The sequence below is a fragment of the Chryseobacterium phosphatilyticum genome, assembly GCF_002899825.2.
GTDB lineage: Bacteria > Bacteroidota > Bacteroidia > Flavobacteriales > Weeksellaceae > Chryseobacterium > Chryseobacterium phosphatilyticum.
The window spans coordinates 951,170-966,655 of sequence record NZ_PPED02000001.1 but is presented as its reverse complement, the minus strand read 5'-3'; the positions used below and the strand labels follow the sequence as shown (position 1 = coordinate 966,655).

19 protein-coding genes are annotated in these 15,486 nt (G+C 34.5%); 8 read left to right on the top strand and 11 right to left on the bottom strand.

Going from position 1 to position 15,486, the window contains the following annotated elements; all coding sequences use genetic code 11:
* The first annotated feature begins 1 nt into the window (after window position 1).
* Window positions 2-1,969 carry an AAA family ATPase gene (locus tag C1631_RS04410; RefSeq protein ID WP_109710704.1) on the top strand — a complete coding sequence of 656 codons (1,968 nt, stop codon included), beginning with the start codon at window positions 2-4 and terminating at the stop codon, window positions 1,967-1,969.
* A gap of 124 nt (window positions 1,970-2,093) precedes the next feature.
* Window positions 2,094-3,185: a redox-regulated ATPase YchF gene (gene ychF, locus C1631_RS04405; protein WP_109710703.1), complete on the top strand. Its 1,092-nt coding sequence runs from the start codon at window positions 2,094-2,096 to the stop codon at window positions 3,183-3,185.
* 447 nt (window positions 3,186-3,632) lie between these two features.
* Here ychF and C1631_RS23945 read toward each other — a convergent pair whose 3' ends face one another.
* The gene (locus tag C1631_RS23945) at window positions 3,633-3,794 is read right to left on the bottom strand and encodes a ComC/BlpC family leader-containing pheromone/bacteriocin (RefSeq protein ID WP_165828231.1); all 162 of its coding nucleotides are present in this window, start codon (window positions 3,792-3,794) and stop codon (window positions 3,633-3,635) included.
* A 466-nt stretch (window positions 3,795-4,260) separates the two neighbouring features.
* On the bottom strand, window positions 4,261-4,452 hold the full coding sequence (locus C1631_RS04390; protein ID WP_109710696.1) for a bacteriocin: 192 nt from the start codon (window positions 4,450-4,452) through the stop codon (window positions 4,261-4,263).
* Between the two features lie 233 nt (window positions 4,453-4,685).
* On the opposite strand from C1631_RS04390, the gene C1631_RS04385 reads away from it, so the two are divergent.
* The 6 genes from C1631_RS04385 to C1631_RS04360 all read left to right on the top strand — a co-directional run bounded on the left by C1631_RS04385 (window position 4,686) and on the right by C1631_RS04360 (window position 10,166).
* Window positions 4,686-5,711, top strand: coding sequence for an SDR family oxidoreductase (locus tag C1631_RS04385; protein WP_109710694.1), 1,026 nt, complete (start codon window positions 4,686-4,688; stop codon window positions 5,709-5,711).
* 1 nt (window position 5,712) lies between these two features.
* Window positions 5,713-6,366 (top strand): NAD-dependent epimerase/dehydratase family protein, encoded by a 654-nt coding sequence (locus C1631_RS04380; protein ID WP_109710692.1) that lies wholly within the window; start codon window positions 5,713-5,715, stop codon window positions 6,364-6,366.
* Window positions 6,363-7,493 carry an MBL fold metallo-hydrolase gene (locus C1631_RS04375; protein WP_109710691.1) on the top strand — a complete coding sequence of 377 codons (1,131 nt, stop codon included), beginning with the start codon at window positions 6,363-6,365 and terminating at the stop codon, window positions 7,491-7,493. Before C1631_RS04380 ends, C1631_RS04375 begins: the two co-directional genes overlap by 4 nt.
* Window positions 7,494-7,499: 6 nt before the next feature.
* Window positions 7,500-8,279: a helix-turn-helix domain-containing protein gene (locus C1631_RS04370; RefSeq protein ID WP_109710689.1), complete on the top strand. Its 780-nt coding sequence runs from the start codon at window positions 7,500-7,502 to the stop codon at window positions 8,277-8,279.
* Window positions 8,280-8,375: 96 nt separating this feature from the next.
* Window positions 8,376-9,314: a helix-turn-helix domain-containing protein gene (locus tag C1631_RS04365; protein ID WP_109710687.1), complete on the top strand. Its 939-nt coding sequence runs from the start codon at window positions 8,376-8,378 to the stop codon at window positions 9,312-9,314.
* Window positions 9,315-9,401: 87 nt separating this feature from the next.
* Entirely contained in the window at window positions 9,402-10,166 is a 765-nt protein-coding gene (locus tag C1631_RS04360; RefSeq protein WP_109710685.1) for an SDR family NAD(P)-dependent oxidoreductase, read from the top strand.
* A gap of 93 nt (window positions 10,167-10,259) precedes the next feature.
* Here C1631_RS04360 and C1631_RS04355 read toward each other — a convergent pair whose 3' ends face one another.
* The 9 genes from C1631_RS04355 to C1631_RS04315 form a co-directional block, all read right to left on the bottom strand.
* Window positions 10,260-10,457 (bottom strand): hypothetical protein, encoded by a 198-nt coding sequence (locus C1631_RS04355; protein ID WP_109710683.1) that lies wholly within the window; start codon window positions 10,455-10,457, stop codon window positions 10,260-10,262.
* Between the two features lie 33 nt (window positions 10,458-10,490).
* Window positions 10,491-10,691 carry a hypothetical protein gene (locus C1631_RS04350; protein ID WP_123966590.1) on the bottom strand — a complete coding sequence of 67 codons (201 nt, stop codon included), beginning with the start codon at window positions 10,689-10,691 and terminating at the stop codon, window positions 10,491-10,493.
* 140 nt (window positions 10,692-10,831) lie between these two features.
* Window positions 10,832-11,980 carry a methionine aminotransferase gene (locus C1631_RS04345; RefSeq protein WP_109711459.1) on the bottom strand — a complete coding sequence of 383 codons (1,149 nt, stop codon included), beginning with the start codon at window positions 11,978-11,980 and terminating at the stop codon, window positions 10,832-10,834.
* A gap of 157 nt (window positions 11,981-12,137) precedes the next feature.
* Window positions 12,138-13,226: a grasp-with-spasm system SPASM domain peptide maturase gene (gwsS, locus tag C1631_RS04340; RefSeq protein ID WP_109710679.1), complete on the bottom strand. Its 1,089-nt coding sequence runs from the start codon at window positions 13,224-13,226 to the stop codon at window positions 12,138-12,140.
* 2 nt (window positions 13,227-13,228) lie between these two features.
* A complete protein-coding gene (locus C1631_RS04335; RefSeq protein ID WP_103249452.1) occupies window positions 13,229-13,447 on the bottom strand; it encodes a hypothetical protein in 219 nt (72 codons plus the stop codon).
* Window positions 13,444-14,469: a grasp-with-spasm system ATP-grasp peptide maturase gene (gene gwsG / locus C1631_RS04330; RefSeq protein ID WP_109710677.1), complete on the bottom strand. Its 1,026-nt coding sequence runs from the start codon at window positions 14,467-14,469 to the stop codon at window positions 13,444-13,446. Before gwsG ends, C1631_RS04335 begins: the two co-directional genes overlap by 4 nt.
* Window positions 14,470-14,589: 120 nt before the next feature.
* Window positions 14,590-14,802, bottom strand: coding sequence for a hypothetical protein (locus C1631_RS04325; RefSeq protein ID WP_123966588.1), 213 nt, complete (start codon window positions 14,800-14,802; stop codon window positions 14,590-14,592).
* Between the two features lie 63 nt (window positions 14,803-14,865).
* A complete protein-coding gene (locus C1631_RS04320) occupies window positions 14,866-15,090 on the bottom strand; it encodes a hypothetical protein (protein ID WP_103249448.1) in 225 nt (74 codons plus the stop codon).
* Between the two features lie 41 nt (window positions 15,091-15,131).
* On the bottom strand, window positions 15,132-15,368 hold the full coding sequence (locus C1631_RS04315; RefSeq protein WP_103249447.1) for a hypothetical protein: 237 nt from the start codon (window positions 15,366-15,368) through the stop codon (window positions 15,132-15,134).
* Between the last annotated feature and the right edge of the window lie 118 nt (window positions 15,369-15,486).

Genomic DNA, 15,486 nt, shown 5'->3' with positions numbered 1-15,486 from the left:
TATGAAATACGATATAATTTTAGAGGAATCAGAATCATTTAAATCATATTATAATGAAGAAAATAGAACTTTAAAATTGTTAAATAATGCATCTAGCATTAATCTTTTTGTAGGTGCTAATAACAGTGGTAAAAGTCGATTCATTAGAAATTTAACAACTTCTCAAAGCAAAAAAATATTTATTGAAGAAATAAGAAATTTAATAAACTTTTGGAATTTAAGTATTAATGATGAAAATGTAATTTTTAATAACTATAAGAGACATCAAAATTTAGGAGGCTTCTTAGTCAAAGATTTAGAGAGTGATTATGGAGAAGTTAAATTAGTGAAATTTGAGAAGAATGATCTATACTTTGAAAACGAAAATAAAAAATTACTGGATAAGAATAAAGATATTTTAGCTTTTAATAATGTTGGAATTATTCAAAACAGTAATATTCGTCTAAATGGAGATTTTTACGGTATTAATGATTCGGATCTAAAAAGAATTAATAAGCTGATTGATAATTTAACTAATTCAATTTCGAAAAAGTTAATAAAATCTGGGATGAAAACAATTTTTATTCCAACACTTCGAACGGCACATTCAATTTTTCAAAGAAAAGATGATAATAGCTTTTCAAAAATTTCAACAGATATTTTAAAAGATACAATTATAAAAAGCTACCACCTAGATAATGAAATGGTTGAGGTTTTTACTGGTATGGATTTATATTATCAAATTGTAAATGTAAGGAACGATATAAAAGACAAAAGGGTAGGTTTTGAAAAATTTGAAGAATTCTTATCTCAAAACTTTTTTCATGGTAAACGTGTAGAAATTGTAGCAAAATTTAATATTTATGATAAACACAATGGTAAAGATGATTCAGAAATTATTAATGTTTTTATTGATGAAGAAAGTAAAGATTTGCATGAGCTAGGCGATGGAATTCAAGCTTTATTTATTTTAATGTATAAAATTTACACTTGCGAAAATGATAGTATTATTTTTATTGATGAGCCAGAAATTAATTTGCATCCGGGAATGCAGAGGTTATTTCTAGAACAGATTACAAGCAATAAGTTTTTAAAAGAAAAGAAAATAACCTATTTTATATCTACGCATTCAAATCATTTCTTAGACTTAACAATTGAAAAAGAAGATATTTCTATTTTTTTATTTAATAAAATAAATAAGGATAAATTTATTGTAAAAAATGTTAATCATGGAGATAATTCTGCTCTTCAATACCTTGGTGTAACCAATTCTTCTGTATTTCTAGCGAATTGTTCTATATGGGTTGAGGGAATTTCTGATAGGAATTATTTGAAAGCATTTTTAAAAGCTTATTGTAAAGATACTCTAAAGGTTTATCCTAAAGAAGATATTGAATTTGCTTTCATTGAATATGCAGGAAGTAATATTGATCATTATAATTTTGATGAAGATGAATTAAAAGAAAAAATAAATGCTTTCTCAATTAATAATAAAATATTTTTGATTTCTGATTATGATGGTCCTTATAAAGATGAAAAACATTTCTTCTACGAAGAAATAGAAAAGGAGAATAATAATTTTAAATATCATACAACTAAGGATTATAAAGAAATTGAAAATTTATTACCATTTAATATTTGGGATAAAATTTTAATAAATTTCTGTGATAAGAGAACAGTAAAAACTGAAGAAGATTTTAAAAAAGTTCAAGATAAGATTTCAAATTCCTTAAAAAGAAAAAATGAAGAGACTTATAAAGGTGACTATATTGGAAAGTTGCTAAAGAATATCAAAGCAAATGTTCCGGAGTTAAATAAAATTTGGGATAAATCTGAGGGAACTTTAATGAACAAATCTGAAGTCAGTTATAAAGTTTTAGAATTAACAGAGAAAGAACAAATAACTTGGAATGATTTTAAATCAAATCCTAAAATATGCTCTATAGTAGAAAATTTATATGACTTTATTCAAAAATCTAATTACAAATAAACATTTTTAATTCTGGTTAAACTTCACTATCTTTGCACACTCGTAATTCAAGGTTCATAGTTCAATATTTAAAGTGATAGATACCTTGTCTTACCCATAAACCTTAAACTTTGAATTTTACAATATGAAATGTGGAATCGTAGGCCTGCCAAATGTAGGAAAATCAACTCTTTTTAACTGTTTGAGTAATGCAAAAGCTCAATCAGCCAACTATCCTTTCTGTACCATAGAACCGAACCTTGGAACGGTTTCTGTACCGGATCAGAGATTGTTTGAACTGGAGAAAATCGTAAAACCCGAAAGAGTTTTACCGGCTGTAGTTGAAATCGTTGATATTGCAGGTTTGGTAAAAGGAGCCAGCAAAGGAGAAGGACTAGGAAACCAGTTTCTGGCAAATATCCGCGAATGTGAGGCAATTATCCACGTTTTAAGATGTTTTGATAATGGAAATATCGTTCACGTTGAAGGTTCTGTAGATCCTTTAAGAGATAAAGAAATTATTGATATTGAGCTTCAATTGAAAGACCTTGAAACAGTAGGAAAAGCGGTTGAAAAAGCTAAAAAATTCATCAAGTCTGGAAAGAAAGAGGATATCCTTACCTACGAAACGCTTCAGAACTTGCAAAAATTCCTTGAAGACGGAAAAAATGCAAGAGAGTTTGCAACAGATGACTTCACGAAATCCATTATCGGAGAAGTTCAGTTGTTAACCAATAAGCCGGTTCTTTACGTTTGTAATGTAGACGAAAACTCTATTAAAAATGGAAATGACTGGATCGGTAAGATTGAAGAAATGGCTAAAAATGAAGGGGCAGAAGTTGTTGTTTTAGCAGCTCAGATTGAAGCAGACATCAATGAACTTGAAACTTTTGAAGAAAGAGAAATTTTCCTTGATGAATTAGGTCTTACAGAACCGGGAGTTAACCGTTTGATCAGAAAAGCTTATGATCTTTTAAAACTTCAGACGTATTTCACGGCCGGAGTAAAAGAAGTAAGAGCATGGACTATCGGACAAGGATGGACAGCTCCTCAGGCTGCAGGAGTAATTCATACAGACTTTGAAAAAGGATTTATCCGTGCAGAAGTTATTAAGTATGCTGATTATGTTCACTATGGTTCAGAAGTGAAAATAAAAGAGGCCGGAAAACTTTCTGTAGAAGGTAAAGAATATATCGTTCAGGATGGTGACATCATGCACTTTAGATTCAACGTATAAAAGAAAAATATTAAAGTTAGTTTGTAATAAAAAGCGTTTCCATGAATTTGGAAGCGCTTTTTATATTGCAGAAAAAAAGCTTCCTGCAAAGGAAGCGTTTGTATTTTATTGAATTGGAGGTTCTAAATCCGGCCAGCATGGTGGCTCTACGCAACTAAAAGATTTTTTTGTACATGTATTGGAGGTAGGCATGCATACTTCAGTTGCTCCCGGGCGACACTGTTTTTCATAGCATGATGGGTGAATTTGGGCACATCTACCACCATGAGTACAGATCATGACTCCGCCTGAAATGGTTTTTAATTGCTTTTTAGTCAGTTTTTTTCCCTGATTTAAATTTTGTTTTTTCATTATTTTTTGAATTTCAAATGGTTTAGTTTTTTGTTGTACATAAAAAATATAAAAAAAGCACCTCCGGATATATGAAAGTGCTTTTCCTTTGTTATATTATTCAATTTCAATGCTTGGCTGGCATTGTGGTTCTGCACAGCTAAAAGAAATTTTACTGCATACCAGGTTAGACAGCCAGCACATTTCTTTTCCTCCTGTAATAATTCTTAACTCTTTTTTGTTGAGCTTTTTTCCTTTGTTGAGATTTTGATTTTTCATAGTGTTTGATGGTTTAAAGTTTATGTTTTTTGATCAACTTCCTGAAAATGAATACAGGTTTTATGGTTCCAATATTGGCATGCATTGTGGTTCAGCACATCTTATACTAAATGCACGACACTGACCTGTCATAGGATCAATGCATTGCCTTAATCCTCCGGTAATACTTCTTAATTCTCTTTTGTTGAGTTTTTTTCCGTTGTTTAAAAGTTGGTTTTTCATGTATGTGATGGTTTAGGATAAATCTTTTTAAAGTCCTTCACTAAGGAAGATGTGGCTCAGGGACGAATCGACATTGTCTTTCCGCACAAATTGTTCCTGTTATATAACAGCGCCCTGTTGTTAAATCAACACAACTGATCAAACCACCGGTGATTGATTTCAGGTCTTTTTTGCTGAGTTTTTTCCCTTTGGCTAAATTTTGATTTTTCATGGTATTAGATGTATATCGTCATTTAGATTATAATTAAGGTCTGCAGATTTTTTGCCCGCAACGAGGATGGATCATGGTACAACCATTAGCATCGGCGTGAGATTCACAAGTTCCAGGGTAAGGTTCACAAGGTTCAGGAACCATACAGTCATACATTCCTCCTGTGATAGATTTCAATTCTTTTTTGTTCAGCTTTTTGCCAATTTGTGAAATTTGATTTTTCATGAGTTTGATTTTTAATGAGTTAGTTGTAGCTAATGTAATGAAAATAATTGAACGTATATCACATTTTGTGGAAAAAATAAGAATAATTTTAATCAAATATGAATAAATGTATAATTATAACCTAAATTAAGTCCTATCAATAGACTGAACTTCTCAACACATAAAAATGGACTTTTCAACAAATTTTATTTGTATTTTAATAAAGAAATTTGCTTTATCAATACATCAATAAAATGGAAAAAAAAGAAACCGTTTTGGTAACTGGAGGTTCAGGTTTTATAGCCTGTTACTGTATGATTACTTTATTGAATAACGGATATAAAGTGAGAGCTACACTTCGCTCTCTTAAAAAAGCAGAATTGGTAAAGCAAATGCTGAAAGAAGGAGGAATAAAGACTTTTGAAGATTTATCTTTTGCCGAGGCCGATTTACAAAATGAAGCAAGCTGGGAAAAAGCAGTTGAAGGTTGTCAGTATGTTATTCATACCGCTTCGCCAACCCCACATACTGAAGCAAAAACAGAAGATGACTTTGTTATTCCGGCCAGGAATGGCGTTCTTTTTGTGCTACGGGCTGCCAAAAAGGAGGGGGTGAAAAGAGTTGTGTTAACTTCTGCTTTTGGAGCGGTAAGTTATGGAACCCTTAAAGACACTCCCTATACAGAAGAAGACTGGACAGTACTTAATGATACTGTTTTTCCTTATCAGCGATCCAAAACCATTTCTGAAAAAGCAGCCTGGGAATTTATCCGGACTGAAGGAGATGGTATGGAGTTATCAGTCGTTAATCCAACAACGGTGATGGGACCTGTTTTATCAAGTGATTATGCCCATTCCATTCAGATTATAAAGCAGATGTTAAACGGAGAGATGAAAGGTTGTCCTAAACTGGTAACCGGCTATGTGGATGTTCGGGATGTTGCAGATCTTCACTTCAGAGCTTTGACAATGCCTGAGGCAAATGGACAACGTCTTATCGCTGTTTCCGGAGAAGCTTTATCAATGCTGGACGTAGCAAAAATTCTGAGAAAAAACCTGGGGCATATCGCTGGTAAAACACCTGCAAAAGAACTGCCCAACTGGATGATAAGAATATTAGCAGTTTTTAATCCAAAAATAAAAATGATCGTTCCCCATTTAGGACTTGTAAAAAGAGCAAGTAATGAAAAAGCAAAAACGGTATTAAACTGGAATCCGGGAAGTGCAGAGGAGGCGATAGTGGCTGCTGCCAAAAGTTTAATCAAATTTAATCAGATTTAAAATGAAAGTTATTATTACAGGCGCAACCGGACTGGTAGGCGAAGGTGTTTTGCAGGTCTGCCTGAAAAATCCCGAAATCACAGAAGTACTGACGGTGAGCAGAAAATCATCAGGGCATAGACACCCTAAGCTGAAAGAACTTATTATAAAGGATTTTTCTGAAATTAAGAATGATAATGCAGAGCTAATGGGATATGATGCGTGTTTTTTCTGTGCGGGGGTGAGTTCTGTAGGAGAAACCGAAGAAAGTTTTACAAGAAAGACTTACAATTTTGTAGTATCTTTTGCAGAAATAATGTGTCAAATAAATTCTGCCATGACTTTCATCTATGTCTCAGGAAATCGTACCGATAGCACCGAAAAGGGAAAGGTAATGTGGGCAAGAGTAAAAGGACGAACAGAAAATGCTTTGTTAAGGCTTCCTTTTAAAGCAGTATATAACTTCCGTCCTGGGTTTATGAGACCTGTGAAAGGCCAAAAGAATGTTCGCTTTATTTACCGTATTTTTGATGTCCTCTCACCCGTATGGTACTTTCTTTTTCCCGGTTGGATTTGTAAGATGGAAGAAGTTGGCTTAGCGATGATTCATTGTGCAAAAACCGGATATAAGACTCCTGTCTTGGAAGTTGAGGACATAAAAAAAGCTGCCCGATGAAAAGATTTTTAAAGGTTATTAAAAAAACATTTGTTGTATTACTTTCACTGATCTTAATAATGGTCATTATTGGCTATTTTTATACGAAACAGCCGCAGTTTGGAGCACTGCCGGAAGGTAAAAGATTGGAGTTGGTCAAACAGTCAGTTCACTACAAGAATGGAAAATTCAGAAACCTTGAAGAAAAACCTGTTATTTCCCCGGGACATAATTTTATAACCGAAATATGGAAATCTCTGGTTGAAACCTATCCGAATACCGAGCCCGTAGATGTTTTACCCTCAGTAAAAACAAATCTCAAATCTATTCCTCCCGATCATAATGTGATAGTGTGGTTTGGGCATTCCTCTTTCTTTTTGCAATTAGATGGGGTGAAAATTTTAGTGGATCCTGTTTTCAGTGGTAAAGCATCTCCTTTGCCCTGGGGTGTGAAGGCTTATAAAGGGAGTGATATCTATACCGTTGCAGATATGCCTGAGATTGATTATATGTTGCTTTCTCATGACCATTATGATCATCTGGATTATGAAACTGTAAAGGCATTACAGGCTAAAGTAAAATTTGTCATCTGCGGTTTAGGAGCAGGAGCACATTATGAAAAATGGGGCTACCAACCACAGCAGATCATAGAAAAAGATTGGGGAGATAAACTGGAAGTACGACCGGGTTTTGCGATTTATGCAGAAAATACACATCATGCCGGAGGTAGAGGATTTACCGATTCCCAGGCATTGTGGTTGTCTTTTTTTATTCAGTCTCCTTCCATGAATATCTACTACAGCGGAGATGGAGGGTATAGTGATCGTTTTAAGAAAATCGCTGCAAAATATCCCCCTGTGGACTGGGCGATTATGGAATGTGGACAATATAACGAAGCGTGGCAATCAGTACACGAACTGCCTGAAGAAGTAGCTTTGGCAACTACAGAATTAAAAGCCAAAAATCTCCTGCCTGTGCATCATTCCAAGTTTACGTTGGCAAGGCATCCATGGAATGAACCTCTGAACAGAATTTATACCTTATCTCAATCAAAAGACTATCGTTTAGCTACCCCAATGATTGGTGAAATAGTGAGACTGGATGATCATACCCAATCATTTAATCAATGGTGGAAAAACATAAAGTAGTAAACAATGAAGATTACGGAAATAAAATCCTGTTTTGTGGGCCCTGCTGTTTCTCCTGAACAATTTATATCAGAGCACTTTTTCTTATTTCTGGCAAAAGGAATAATGAATGGCTATGATGGGAATAAGCACTACAAACTTAAACCGGGGGAGAGCTGCATTGTTCGGAAAAACCGGCTGGCCCGTTACAATAAACAAAAAGATAACAACGAATTTGAAAAAGTGATTTTCATATTTGATGAACAGTTCTTAAAAGACTTCCAGAAAAAACATAGCTTGTCTTTTCAGAATTTTTATTCAAAAGATGCATTTATCTCCATAAAAAAAGATAAGCTGATTGACCATTTTTTACTTTCATTAGAGCCTTACTATAATGATTCGGGGAATATAAACGATGCCTTTTCCGATATAAAAAGAGAAGAACTTTTGCTTATTCTCTTACAATTACATCCGGAATTATCAGATGTACTATTTGATTTTGGAATTCCCGGACGTTTGGACCTTGAGCAGTTTATGCAAAAAAATTATAAGTTCAATGTGAATGTAGAGCGGCTGGCCTTTCTTACCGGGCGAAGTTTATCGGCGTTTAAAAGAGATTTTAAAAAGATTTTTAATGAAACACCTAATCGGTGGTTGGTAAAAAGACGTTTACAGGAAGCCCGTTTTCTGATTGAAGAGAAAAAACAAAGACCTGTAGATATCTATCTTGATCTGGGCTTTGAAGATTTCTCACATTTCTCTTTTGCCTTCAAAAAAGAGTTTGGAATATCTGCAAAAAATCTTTGATAAAAGTGAAGTGTGGCTTACCCATATAATTTAAAAATATAAAAATCAAATGAGTTTCAATTAGTTTGTATATTTGAATTTTACAAATATTCTGCAATGGAAAAAACAGCTCATACTTCACTGGAAGACTTTTATACAGAAATGGCTGCCAAACTAGGTAAAGACCTCGAAAGTATTTTTCCAAAAGGTCTTCACAAAGATATCGGTCATTTTAATGTGTTTGATATCGCTCAAACGATTGAGAAGGTAAAGATGACCTCTGAAATGCCTTACAACAGAAGGAAATATTATAAAATAAGCCTGATCAGAGGAAATAACAGGGCAGAATATGCCGACAAGACAATTTCAATAAAAGGAAATGCTCTATTGTTTGCCACTCCCAGAGTACCTTATCATTGGGTGCCCGAAGATCCCCATCAGTCGGGAAGTTTTTGTGTATTTACAGAAGATTTCCTTTTTAAAGGTACCTCTTTCAATAATCTTGAAGATCTTCCGATTTTTCAACCCGGAGGCGTGCCTGTATTTGAAATTAATGATGAGCTGGCCGATGAGATTGAGATCCTTTTTACGAAGATCAAGAAAGAAATTGATTCTGATTATATTTTTAAATATGATTTGATAAGAAACTATGTTCTGGAACTGATTCATTATGGTCAAAAGCTACAACCTGCAACCAAAATATCAACTTCAAATGATGCTTCAATGAGAATTGTATCTTTGTTTATAGAGCTTCTGGAAAGACAGTTTCCCATCGAGTCACCGGATCAGAGACTGCAATTGAAAACAGCAAAAGACTATGCAGAAAGACTAGCGGTACATGTAAACTATCTCAACAAAAAATTGAAAGAAAATACTGAAAAAACAACTACAGAATTGATTGCTGACCGTGTTATTCAGGAAGCTAAAATACTTTTAAAACAAACAAAATGGAATGTTTCTGAAATTTCATATGCTTTAGGTTTCGAAGAAATTGCTCACTTTTCAAACTTCTTCAAAAGAAAGACTTCATTTACTCCATTAGAATTTCGTACATAATTTGAATTTTGCAAATATCAGATTGATTCAAGCAAACATTTTATTTCGAAAATCTCCCAACTTTGTATCATCAAAATAATAAGACAAATGGAAACAAGAACAAAAATTGCATTAATAACAGGAGGAAGTCGTGGATTAGGAAAAAATTCCGCACTTAAAATTGCTCAAAAAGGATTGGATGTTATTATTACATACAGAAGTAACAAAGATGAAGCTGAAGCGGTAGTCAACGAAATAAAAGGAATGGGAAGAAAAGCGGTTGCTTTTCAGTTGGATACCAAAGACCTTAAAAGCTTTGATGCATTTATCAAAGAAGTAACAGATCATTTACAGGAAAATACAGGAAGTACTCACATTGACTACCTGATCAATAACGCGGGAACAGCCTTATATTCACCGATTAATGAAGTGACGGAAGAGCAGCTTGATGATGTGGTAGATATCCATTTCAAAGGAGTGTTCTTTTTAACTCAAAAATTTTTACCGTTCATCAATAATGGAGGTGGCATCATTAATATCTCCTCAGGATTGGCCAGATTTGCAACGCCGGGATCATCTGTGTACGGATCAATCAAAGCCGGAGTAGAAATGCTAACGAAGTATATGGCTAAAGAGTTGGGATCAAGACAGATCAGAGCAAATGTTGTTGCTCCCGGAGCTATTGAAACTGATTTCGGAGGAGGAAGAGTAAGGGATAATAAGGAGATTAATGCAGTGGTTGCCGGTGCTACAGCGCTAGGTAGAGTAGGGCTTCCTGATGATATTGGTGGAGTAGTAGCATTTTTATGTACTGAAGATGCAGGATGGATCAACGGGCAAAGAATTGAAGCTTCAGGAGGAATGTTTCTTTAAGAACAGGAAGAATCTGAATCTCAGAATTTTTTAAATAGAATAAAAGAACCAACCTGATAAAGTTGGTTCTTTTTATAATGATAAGCTTCCGGATTAAGGAATTATAACAGGAAAGTCAGGGTCAATGGGTTCTACAGGTATGGGTAGCTGACATTTCTCTTCTCTGCAGCCCGGTCCTATAAACTTACAGTACCCGTCAGGAGCGCATGGATAAGTTCCAAGACCTCCGTGGATTGTCTTTAATTCAGATTTAGTTAATTTTTTTCCTTTGTTTACATTCTGATTACTCATATTTTTGTTTTTAATGGTTAATAGTTAAAGAAATTAAGGTCTGCACACTATTTGTGCACAACGTGGAGAAAAGATTGTGCAGTAATCTCTCGGATCATCAGAAACGATAGGTGGATCGCAAAGCGGTCCTTCACAAGGAGTTCCCGGTTGCATACAGTTGAGCAATCCTCCTGCAATTGTTTTTAATTCTCTTTTGCTAAGCTTTTTGCCTTTAGATAAAAGTTTTTTGTCCATGGTTTTGTTTTTATAGGTTTGATTTACACTAAAATAAGTAAAATAATTGAAATCCATCAGAAATCAGTAGAGATACTAATGATATACAAAAGAACCACCCGGAAGGATGGTTCTTTATAATAAAATATTTTTTTCTAAGATTAAATATTCGACAGGTTTTCAATTGCTCTCTCCAATGTTTCCTGTTTTTTTGCAAAACATAATCTGATTACATTTTCATTCAATTTGTTTTTGTAGAATGAAGAAAAAGGAACAGTGGCTACTTTATGATTGATGGTAAGTTCAGTGGCAAAATCAAGGTCATTTTTATCTGAAATTTTGTTGTATTTCATCGCCTGGAAGTAAGTGCCTTCACAATCCAGCAATTCAAAAGAGGTTCCGGAAAGTCCTTTTCTTAAAAAATCTCTTTTTTCCTGGAAAAACTGGTTAAGATGACTGTAATGTTCATCATTCTTCATGTATTCTGCCAAAGCCAGCTGAATGGGGGTGTTTACACAAAAAACATTGAACTGATGAACTTTCCTGAATTCGTCAGTCAAATTTTTAGGGGCAGCACAATATCCGACTTTCCAGCCTGTAACATGGAAAAGTTTTCCAAAAGACGCCACCAGAAGGCTTCTTTCTTTAAGCTCCGGATATTTACAAATACTTAAATGTTTCTTTTCGTCAAAAACAATATTTTCATATACTTCGTCACTAAGGATGAGAATAGAAGTTCCTTTTACCAGATCAATAAGTTCCTGAATGTCATTCTCCTTTAAAATCTTTCCTGAAGGATTGTTGGGATTGTTCAGAATAATCATTCTGGTTTTTTCACTAACCAGTTTTTTTACAGCATTCCAGTCGATTTCATAATCCGGAGCTTTCATTTCAAATCGTTTAACAATACCCCCGAAAAGCTCTACAGTAGGTTCATAGCAATCATAAGCAGGTTCAAAAATAATGACCTCATCTTCTTTTTTGATAAAAGCTGCAATAGTGGTGAATATTGCCTGAGTACCTCCTGCGGTTATCGTTATTTCAGTATCCGGATGATAGATGGCCTGATGGCTGTTCTCGATTTTTCTTGCAATTTCTTCCTTTAAACCAATCATTCCCCCTAATGGAGCGTATTGATTGAACCCTTTTTTAATGAAATAATCAACCTGGTTTAATAGTTCCGGATCGGGCATAAAATCTGGGAATCCCTGTGAAAGATTGATGGCTTCATTTTCATTGGCCAGTTGGGTCATTTGACTGAAAATGGTGGTTCCCACATTGGAAAGTTTGGATAAAGGAAGTTGTATCATAAAAGCAATTTTGTAAATATCGAATTTAATGAAATATTTGAAACGGTTGCGTGATAAATACGAAAAGCTTTTAAGTTGCCCGGGGTTGCCGGTTCTGACTGTTTGGAATTGTTTTATGAGTAAAGAGAAAAACTTTTGAGAGTGGAAATATTTGTTTTTATACAGCAATGAATTCCTTCATTTTATAATGGTATATTGCCTCTTGTTTTAAAGGGTTGGTGCTCCATTCTTCCCATGAACAGGTATAAGGATCGTAGCCACATTTGAGGGGTGCTGAATATATATTTTCAGGATCATCCAGATAGGCACGACAATCTGTGCATACATGACGAAATTCACAGTCTTTACACTTTGTAATCTCCTCTTTATGAAGGGTCCAGTATTTTTTGAATTCAGGATGATAAACGGCTTCCTGCAAAGGAGTACTTGTGATATTGCCGTAACTTTCTTTCATACTGGGACAATTTTTAATATTCCCCGTTTTATCAATCCCGATTTTTCGGTGAAGACAAGAATTGAATTGTAAGGATTCAGTATAGGTGGGGATATTGATGGAGAATAAACTGTTGTGAATAACACCACAGTGAAGTTCGCTGTCAATCAGCTGATCCGTTTGAAGAATAAATCCCATCCCATAGTTACCTTCCTTGTGAATTTTTGTTGACGAGGCTCCGGTGATGGTAAGACTGCTTATTTTTCTATATTTTCTGACCAATAATTCTATATTTTGATAAAAATTGTCTTCTTCCGTGTAAGGCAGGATGATTTCCACTGACTTTATTTGTGAAGAAGCTACGAGTTCCATTATTCGATACAATTCTGTGAAGGACACCTCTTTGAAAAAACGAAATTGGATAAAATTACAGCATAAGTTTTCAAGCTGTTGTAAGAAACCTTTATCAAAATAGAATAAATCCTGCTCAGCATCTAATATACAATGAGAAATATGAGCCGGAAAGAGCCACTCTTCAGCCATTTTTGGGAATAGGGGCAATTCTTCGAAGGAACAATAAAATGCTAATTCATGCTCTTCCATAAATTCCAGGTATTCGTTAAGAACTTCTTTTCCTTCATCATCCAGTTGCGAGTGTATTTCTGAAACATTACAATATCTATCCTCTGTAAATAAGGATACAAAAGAATCAGGGACAGGATGAATTTTCCTTCTCTGAAGATCACAGATTACTGAACGGGAAGCTCCTTTTACGATGACACAGTGGCTATACAGAAGTAATAATGGGTTCATAGCTATAATAAATGCATTTTAGAATATGGTTTATAAAAAGGATCTGTTTGTGTGAGCTCAGCGTTATACCTGCCAATGTTTATAGGCTTCGTTGGATCTGTCTTTTCTGGTTTTTCAAATACATCAACCTGCCAGCTGTTGGCATTGGGAGAGAGTTGGTGTTGATTTTTCTCTATCCAGGTTTGTATTTCCTTTTTTATTTTTTGTTGTTCTTCTTTCATGTTTTTTCATTTAACAGATTCATGGCGATTTGTCGTTCAATATCATAGTTGCAAGATTTGGATAACCATTGAAATTGACCGATAGGGTTGACTTCCAGAAAAACATACTCTTTTTCCGGAGTATAAATCATATCTATGGAACCACAATTAAGGTTGATATTCTGCATGAATAGATTTAGCTTTTCTTCTATGTCTTGAGGAAGCTGATAAGGAATACATCGGTTGGGTCTCTCTGTATCATAATTTCTAAAGTCTGTTTTTGTTTTCTCATTAGCTTGCGAGAAGATGGCCATTGTATAAAACCTGCCTCTCAGATAAAAAATCCTCAGTTCATACTTTTTCTCGGTGTATTGCTGATACATAGAAAAGTGTTGAAACTCTCTTTCTGCAGTCTTTGAGCTCTGATCCTGAATTTCTTTTTTTGAAAGCTTTACAACCGGCTGATGGATATATACTTCCTGATTCTCTTGGTAAGTAAAGTGAAATGTATTAAACTCAATATCTTTTGTGATGATTGAATCATATCTGGAAGAGAATTCTACCAGCTCATCCATATTATTGGTGATTAATGTTTCCGGAATTTTTAATCCTGCATAATGAGCCTCTGAAAGATTGTGGATTTTATTGGTGAAATTTTCCCGGAAATTGTTGATTCTTTTGTTTTTTTCAAAGGATGAATAGAGAACATCGGTCATCTTTTCATTTTCATTTTGAAAATTATTCTGAATTTTAAAAACCAGGTTCTTTAATGTAATATCTTCAGAAGGAAATGTAAAAGAAGTATTCCAGTTAAAGCCTCCTCGCCGATACCAGAAGTGCTTTATCTCTTTTGCGTCTAATGCTCCCTTATCGGTAGATATTTTAGTAGAAAGACCTTCAGCATTAGAGATACTAAAGCTGATTGCGCGAATTGATGTTTCATTATTGAATCGATTAATAATAGATTCTTTTTCCAGATAGAAAAGCCAATCCAGTACATCATTGGTTGAATGGTCATCTTTATTGCTTTGAATGAAGTACATATAATTATTTTGCTTAGTAAAATGAATAGGTCATGTAATCACCTGTATACAAAAATGCGGGATACTTATCGCATCCCGCAATAACTTAAATATTACTGTGATAATTATAATAGCTGATGATTAATAAGTACCACCATACCATACATCATTAATAAGATATTCTCTGCATTTAAGAACAGTGTCTTCCCTGTCGGGGCATCGTATCCATGATTTTCCGTGATCTGGTGAATAGGACCCCGTAGTTGAAATAATGGCTCCTCCTTTGAAGATACTCATCTGACTTGCGCTTATTTCTTTGAATTTCAAAGACTTTAAACTTTCTAATTTTTTCATGATTTTTTGATTTGGTTTATACTTCTGTCTTACCGCCATGAAGTAGTTGTTCAGCGTTTTTTTTTACACGGATATGACATGTTTACTGCCATCCGTAGCATAGAATATTTGAGTGAGTAAGACTCCTCTGTCGTTATACACATTGATATCATGGGTTGAAAGATCCGGAACGCCACCGTTCATAAATGCTCCCGCATTTGTCCCCACATTCACACCGGCTCTTATTTTAGCCATACGGTCGTTGTTTAATTCTTTGAATTTTTTTGATTGTAAGCTTTCTAGTTTCATGTTGTTTAGATTTTAATTGTACCTCTTTTTTATAGTCTGTTTTACATAGGATAAGATATTTCCAATCCGGTTTTAGCGTCTACAAAACTTACAAATTGTAGCCCTTCACCGTTATCTCCCCACGTGAGTGTATCAGAACTTGCCGTTCTTGTTCCGCCTCCCGGCAGGCCTATAAGAGAACCCGCCCCGGTTCTTTGAGTTAAGCCCCCTTTGATTTCAGTCATTTGATGACTTTCCAGCTTTTTGAATTTCTTAGATTTTAAACTTTCTAGTTTCATTTTGATTCATTTTATTGTTTTTACCCTTGTTTCATTGCTGATAAAGTTATTGTCTTCATAACTTCTTAAGCTGACGAACTTTATTTACAATGTTGTAACAAGATTAGATAGATTGCTG

Excerpts from the sequence above, each read along its gene's own strand:
- C1631_RS04410 (WP_109710704.1), top strand. The coding sequence starts at position 2 with ATGAAATACGATATAATTTTAGAGGAATCAGAATCATTTAAATCATAT.
- ychF (WP_109710703.1), top strand. The coding sequence starts at position 2,094 with ATGAAATGTGGAATCGTAGGCCTGCCAAATGTAGGAAAATCAACTCTT.
- C1631_RS23945 (WP_165828231.1), bottom strand. The coding sequence starts at position 3,794 with ATGAAAAATCAAAATCTCAACAAAGGAAAAAAGCTCAACAAAAAAGAG.
- C1631_RS04390 (WP_109710696.1), bottom strand. The coding sequence starts at position 4,452 with ATGAAAAATCAAATTTCACAAATTGGCAAAAAGCTGAACAAAAAAGAA.
- C1631_RS04385 (WP_109710694.1), top strand. The coding sequence starts at position 4,686 with ATGGAAAAAAAAGAAACCGTTTTGGTAACTGGAGGTTCAGGTTTTATA.
- C1631_RS04380 (WP_109710692.1), top strand. The coding sequence starts at position 5,713 with ATGAAAGTTATTATTACAGGCGCAACCGGACTGGTAGGCGAAGGTGTT.
- C1631_RS04375 (WP_109710691.1), top strand. The coding sequence starts at position 6,363 with ATGAAAAGATTTTTAAAGGTTATTAAAAAAACATTTGTTGTATTACTT.
- C1631_RS04370 (WP_109710689.1), top strand. The coding sequence starts at position 7,500 with ATGAAGATTACGGAAATAAAATCCTGTTTTGTGGGCCCTGCTGTTTCT.
- C1631_RS04365 (WP_109710687.1), top strand. The coding sequence starts at position 8,376 with ATGGAAAAAACAGCTCATACTTCACTGGAAGACTTTTATACAGAAATG.
- C1631_RS04360 (WP_109710685.1), top strand. The coding sequence starts at position 9,402 with ATGGAAACAAGAACAAAAATTGCATTAATAACAGGAGGAAGTCGTGGA.
- C1631_RS04355 (WP_109710683.1), bottom strand. The coding sequence starts at position 10,457 with ATGAGTAATCAGAATGTAAACAAAGGAAAAAAATTAACTAAATCTGAA.
- C1631_RS04350 (WP_123966590.1), bottom strand. The coding sequence starts at position 10,691 with ATGGACAAAAAACTTTTATCTAAAGGCAAAAAGCTTAGCAAAAGAGAA.
- C1631_RS04345 (WP_109711459.1), bottom strand. The coding sequence starts at position 11,980 with ATGATACAACTTCCTTTATCCAAACTTTCCAATGTGGGAACCACCATT.
- gwsS (WP_109710679.1), bottom strand. The coding sequence starts at position 13,226 with ATGAACCCATTATTACTTCTGTATAGCCACTGTGTCATCGTAAAAGGA.
- C1631_RS04335 (WP_103249452.1), bottom strand. The coding sequence starts at position 13,447 with ATGAAAGAAGAACAACAAAAAATAAAAAAGGAAATACAAACCTGGATA.
- gwsG (WP_109710677.1), bottom strand. The coding sequence starts at position 14,469 with ATGTACTTCATTCAAAGCAATAAAGATGACCATTCAACCAATGATGTA.
- C1631_RS04325 (WP_123966588.1), bottom strand. The coding sequence starts at position 14,802 with ATGAAAAAATTAGAAAGTTTAAAGTCTTTGAAATTCAAAGAAATAAGC.
- C1631_RS04320 (WP_103249448.1), bottom strand. The coding sequence starts at position 15,090 with ATGAAACTAGAAAGCTTACAATCAAAAAAATTCAAAGAATTAAACAAC.
- C1631_RS04315 (WP_103249447.1), bottom strand. The coding sequence starts at position 15,368 with ATGAAACTAGAAAGTTTAAAATCTAAGAAATTCAAAAAGCTGGAAAGT.